4 protein-coding genes and 1 pseudogene are annotated in these 5,309 nt (G+C 64.7%); 2 read left to right on the forward strand and 3 right to left on the reverse strand.

All coding sequences use genetic code 11. The features are described 5' to 3' along the window. Together Q1V78_RS02660 and Q1V78_RS02665 are read left to right on the forward strand one after the other, a co-directional pair. A pseudogene (locus Q1V78_RS02660) lies at window positions 1-383 on the forward strand (hypothetical protein); the annotation flags it as partial. Then, window positions 380-1,111: a hypothetical protein gene (locus Q1V78_RS02665; RefSeq protein WP_300611342.1), complete on the forward strand. Its 732-nt coding sequence runs from the start codon at window positions 380-382 to the stop codon at window positions 1,109-1,111. The pseudogene Q1V78_RS02660 and the gene Q1V78_RS02665, both read left to right, overlap by 4 nt. Window positions 1,112-1,532: 421 nt before the next feature. Here Q1V78_RS02665 and Q1V78_RS02670 read toward each other — a convergent pair whose 3' ends face one another. The 3 genes from Q1V78_RS02670 to Q1V78_RS02680 form a co-directional block, all read right to left on the reverse strand. Then, complete coding sequence (locus tag Q1V78_RS02670) at window positions 1,533-2,414, reverse strand: hypothetical protein (protein ID WP_300611344.1); 882 nt, start codon at window positions 2,412-2,414, stop codon at window positions 1,533-1,535. Between the two features lie 123 nt (window positions 2,415-2,537). Beyond that, on the reverse strand, window positions 2,538-3,995 hold the full coding sequence (gene glnA / locus Q1V78_RS02675; RefSeq protein ID WP_300611346.1) for a type I glutamate--ammonia ligase: 1,458 nt from the start codon (window positions 3,993-3,995) through the stop codon (window positions 2,538-2,540). Window positions 3,996-4,145: 150 nt separating this feature from the next. Then, a partial coding sequence (locus tag Q1V78_RS02680) for a tyramine oxidase subunit B (protein WP_300611348.1) occupies window positions 4,146-5,309 on the reverse strand: 1,164 nt, incomplete at its 5' end.

Raw genomic sequence — 5,309 nt, forward strand, 5'->3', positions numbered from 1 at the left:
CGGACGCAGCGCCGTCCACCACCGCCCCGGAACGGACGATCGTCCTGACCTCCCAGCACTCCCAGGACCTCGCGGTCCTGGTGGAGACCCTGATCGTCATCCACGACCACGAGCCGCACGGTCCATTCGACGTCGAGCAGCTCCGCACGCGCCACCCGGTGCTGCGGGGGCTGACGGAGCAAGTGGGGCTGATCGCCGCGGACCTGCCCGTGTTTTCGCGGAAAACCCTGGGGGAACGCACTGAGCTCGTGCTTGCCGCACCGCTGAGTGCGTCGGCGGCCGAGCACGCGCGCACCCTCGGCGTTGAGGTGAGCTACCTCGACCCCGCGGAGCTCATTGACCTGGCCAGTGCCAGCTCTTATATCGAAAGGAGCGCACAATGACATTCGGAGTTTTTAGCGCCACGAACCCGCGGACCTTCCTCGGTGTGAGCGCGGGAGCGGTTCTGCTCGCCGGTTTCGGAGGCCTGATTGTGTCTCGCGGGACGGAGAACGCGATGCTCGCGATCCTTGTGCTCGCGGTGCTGTTCGCGGTGACGGCCGCGCGCTCGGTGAGGCTGCGCGATTTCGGGGTGAGTTCTGCCCGCTGGGTGCGCTCTGCGGCCGTGTCTGCCGTGGTGGTGTCGCTTGCGGCCGCGGCCCTGGTCACGCTGATGATTATTGTTTCGGACCGGAATCCGACCTTCTACCAGGACTTTGCTTCCTTCACCGTCCAGGCGAGCGGGTACGAGGACGTCGGCGGCGTGCGCTACGCCAGCGACGGCCCGGGCATGCCGGCGGGGACGTTGGCGCTGACCGGGCTGTGCGTGTTCTTTAGCTTCCTGATGGGCACGGTGGCAGGCGCGGCCCTCGGCGCGGTCTTCGGCGCGCGGGGGACGCGGGCGTGCGTTCTTGCTGCGTTGGGCGGTTTTGTTGCGGCCTACGGTGTTGGGGCGGTGTTCATGGTTTTGGACGTCAACGTCGCCGCACCATGGCCCGGCGTACCTATGTTCGCTGTGGTCGTGTGCGTGGTGTCCGGGCTGGTGCTGGCGTGGGCGTTGAAGAAGGAGCGCCGCCCCATGCCAGCGGTGGTCCCGGAGCTGCCTGGGGTGCCCTCGGGCCACCAGGGGTAGCCCGCGAGGGGCCAGGTGGCGTGGCTGAGCGCTAGCAACCGGATTGCCAGGGGTAGCTCCGAACCCCGGTTTTGGGCTGTGGCGTGTCAGTTTTTGCGGGTTTTGTGACATTCTGCAGCCCAAAACGGGCCACGGGCGGACCGCGAGAGTGACCCAGAGCGCACCTCATTCGCGTTTTGCAGAGTGAGTCCCCGCCCTTTCATTTTTTGCAGAGTATGTTCCCGCCCTCTCGCGTTTTGCAGAGTTTGATGTCGGAAATTGGCCAAAAAGCGACATTAAACTCTGCAAAACGCGCATAGCTGGGCGCGGGATTGGTCTCGCCCCGCCTAAACCTGGTCGCGAACCCGGTTTTGGGCTGTGGCGTGTCAGTTTTTGCGGGTTTTGTGACATTCTGCAGCCCAAAACGGCCTGTGTGGAGGGGCTAGGCGGTTGAGCCGCGGCGGCCCTCAGCAACCCAGCTGAGGAAGCGGCTCGAGCAGGCCGTCCAGTGCGCAAGAAGCAGGAAGGGGATCGCCAGCGCGACCGCGTCCAGCCACTCCGAACCATTGACCAGCGCAACCTGGTGGCCGCCCATACTGATGGTGCCCGGCGGGAAGGTGCAGGACCACCACGCCGGGGAGTAGTCCGCCCACCGCACCACGTTCGGGTAGAAGGTCACCATCGCGTAGATCGCCAGCGGCACCGCGAGCACCAGCGCGACGTAGCCGTAATACACGGAAGTCGTGCTGGGATAGAGGATCTGCATCGCGGTTGTGGACTGCCCGATCACGCCGAGCGGCACCCACGCGGTCGCGGAATTTGGGCCTGAGAGATCCACCTTGCCGTGCCACGCCGCCCAGTACACGTGCGCGAAGACCGGCACGGCGGTGAGCGGCGACATCACGAAGAACGCGGTGCCCATGACGTGGTACATCTGCCCGTAATCGCGGGCCAGCCAGCCCGCCACGGAGGCAGAAATCATCGGCCCAACCAGCGGCAGGCCCCACGTAAACCGTGGTGTCCCAGAAAAGCGGGATAGCTGGATCGCCCACGTCACCGTGGTGACAGGTGCGCCAATCCAGAACCCGAGGAGGCGGTAGGTTGGGACGTCCGTCAGTCCAGAAAGTGCAGCACCGAGCGCCAGAATGCCGATGAAGAACATCGACCACTCGGCCACGGTGGTGCGCTGGAAGCTCGACTGCCGGTAGCGGGCGAATCCGATGGTCAGCGCCACGAGGATGACGTACGCGATCGCCGTGAAGATGCTCGCGCCAATCATCATGTCCTTCTCGACGAGTAGGCGCGCGACGATCGAGGTGCCCATGAGGCTGCCGCCTCACGCGGGGCCCGGCGGCGGGAGTGCCCGAAACTTCTTAGTCACGCAGGGCATAGTAACGCCCCACGCCCCGGGCACTAACGCCGAGGTGTGGGGCGTTACTCGAACCGACTAGCAGTCGTAGTACAGCTCGAACTCCTGCGTCGTCGGGCGCAGGCGGGCTGGCATGATCTCCTCGTCGAACTTGTACCGGATGTGTGCCTCGATCAGGTCCTCGGTGAACACGTTCCCGGCGGTGAGGAAGTCGTGATCCTCCTCCAGTGCCTCGAGCGCCCCGTCCAGGGAGTACGGCACGGTTGGGATGTCCTTGAGATCCTCCGGCGGCAGCTCGTAGAGGTCCTTATCCACCGGATCACCTGGCTCGATGCGGTTCTTGATGCCGTCCAAACCGGCCATCATCGCAGCCGTGAACGCCAGGTACGGGTTACCCGACGGGTCCGGCGCACGGAACTCGATGCGCTTGGCCTTCGGGTTGGAGCCGGTGATCGGGATGCGGATCGCGGCGGAGCGGTTCTCCTGGGAGTACACCAGGTTCACCGGCGCCTCGAAGCCCGGCACCAGGCGGTGGTAGGAGTTCATCGTCGGGTTCGTGAACGCCAGCACAGCACCGGCGTGCTTGAGGATGCCGCCGATGTAGTAACGGGCCATGTCGGAGAGTCCACCGTAACCGTTCTCGTCGTGGAACAGCGGCTGGCCGTCCTTCCAGAGGGACTGGTGGATGTGCATGCCGGAGCCACCGTCGCCGGCGAGCGGCTTGGGCATGAAGGTGGCGGACTTCTGGTTGAACTTCGCGGTGTTCTTCACGACGTACTTGAAGGTCTGCATGTCGTCCGCGGCGTGCAGCAGGGTGTTGAAGCGGTAGTTGATTTCCTGCTGTCCGCCGGAGCCCATCTCGTGGTGGGAGCGTTCGACGTCGAAGCCGACGTCCTGCAGGTGCTCACCGATCTCGTCGCGGAGGTCCTGCATGTGGTCGTACGGCGCGGTGGGGAAGTAGCCGCCCTTGGTGCGCACCTTGTGGCCCAGGTTGCGGGAGCCGTCCGGGTTCTCCTTCGCGCCGGAGTTCCACCAGCCCTCGACGGAATCCACCTCGTGGAAGGACTTGTTGGTGCTGGAGTCGTAGCGCACGGAGTCGAAGATGTAGAACTCCGCCTCGGCACCGAAGTTGCAGGTGTCGGCGAAGCCGAGTTCCGCGAGGTACTGCTCCGCCTTGCGGGCGATGTTGCGTGGGTCGCGGCTGAATGGTTCGCGGGTGTGTGGGTCGTGGACGAAGAACTTCACGTTCAGCGTCTTGGACTTGCGGAAGGGGTCCACAAACGCGGTCTCGAGGTCGGGCAGCAGCATCATGTCGGAGTTGTCGACGCTGGTGTAGCCGGCGATGGATGAGCCGTCGAATGCGAGGCCTTCTTGGATCGCGTCCTCGTCGAAGGCGGACGCTGGCACGGTGAGGTGCTGTTCGATGCCTGGGACGTCGGTGAATTGGACGTCCACCCAGCGGATCTCTTCGTCGCGGATGAACTTCTGGATGCCTTCTGGGGTGGTGTGTTCGCTTCCGGGTTTGAACTTACCCATGGGGTTTCACTTCGCTTCTTGGCGTTTGTGGTGTGCAAGTCGTGCGGTTATTCAGTTGTGTATTCAGTTCTCAATACCAATGGTAGGGAAAACGCCCGGTCAGTGCTGTGACGACCGGGCGTTGCTGCGTGCGGTCTGTTGCCGCAGGCTTTAGGTCAACCGGGGGGTGTCCCAGAGGTTGAGCTTGGTGCCGATGCCCTTCTTCAGGGCGTTTTCGTAGACGTCGGTGGCCCAGGCGACGTCCTCGACCGGCATGCCGCCGATGGAGTAGCAGAAGATCTCGTCGTCGTTCTGGCGGCCGGGTGCCTTGCCGGAGGCGATGTCGCCGATGTTCACGAGCTTCTCTGCGGGCAGGGTGCCCTCTTCCTTCATGTCCCACCAGCGGTTGCCCGGGATGCCGAGGAGGCGCTCGTAGGTGACGTCCGGCCCGTTTTCGTTGAACCACTCTTCGTAGAGGCCGGTGTAGTCGACGACGAGGCGGCAGTCATCGGACTGGACGAAGTCGTCGTCGAGGCGTGCGGCTGCTGGCATGAGCAGCAGGGCGCCTGGCTTCAGGTATTCCTTCTTCAGGTATGGGAAGCCGGACGGGCCGTCGGGGGAGGTGGAGGTACCGGTGATGACGATGTCGGAGTCCCGGATTGCCTCTTCTTCCGTCTCGACGATGCGGACGTCCTCGAGCTGCGGGTAGTTCTCCTTGATCCAGTCGGCGGCGCGCTGGGTGGAGCCTGCGGAGCGGCCCTTGATCTTGACGTTCTTGATGCTCGGGCGCTGGGTCAGTGCGGCACCGAGGATGGTGCGGGACATGACGCCCGGGCCGACGATGCCGACGGTCTCTGCGTTCTCGAGCGCGAGGTGCTTGACACCCACGCCCGGGACGGAGCCGGTGCGGTAGGCGGAGAGCAGGTTCGCGGACATCACGGACAGCGGTGCGCCGGTGATCGCGTCGTTGAGGATGAACAGGTGGATGGACCGCGGCAGGTCGTTCTGGCGGTTATCGGCGTTGGAGCCGTACCACTTCACACCGGAGTTGCGGAAGCGGCCGCCGAGGTAGGCCGGCATGGCCATGAAGCGACGGTCCGGGCCGTTGGCGGGCATGCCTTCGTGCTCCGGGTCGTCGGGGAAGTTGATCTGCGCGCCGTGGGAGTTCGCGGACGCGCCCGCCATGCGGTAGTCGCCGTCGGCGAGCAGGATGAGGGTTTCCTCCATCGTCTCGACGCACGCGGCGAGGTCGGTGACACCAGCGTCGACCATCTCTTCCTCGTTGAGGTAGAGGAAGTCGATGCGGGTCGGGTTGGCGGATGCCTGGTCAGTAGT

Origin of the sequence: Corynebacterium sp., assembly GCF_030152825.1 — a bacterium.
Lineage (GTDB): Bacteria > Actinomycetota > Actinomycetes > Mycobacteriales > Mycobacteriaceae > Corynebacterium.

Bases quoted from the DNA above. Each gene is read 5' to 3' on its own strand.
- Q1V78_RS02670 (WP_300611344.1), bottom strand. From the start codon at position 2,414: ATGGGCACCTCGATCGTCGCGCGCCTACTCGTCGAGAAGGACATGATG.
- glnA (WP_300611346.1), bottom strand. From the start codon at position 3,995: ATGGGTAAGTTCAAACCCGGAAGCGAACACACCACCCCAGAAGGCATC.
- Q1V78_RS02665 (WP_300611342.1), top strand. From the start codon at position 380: ATGACATTCGGAGTTTTTAGCGCCACGAACCCGCGGACCTTCCTCGGT.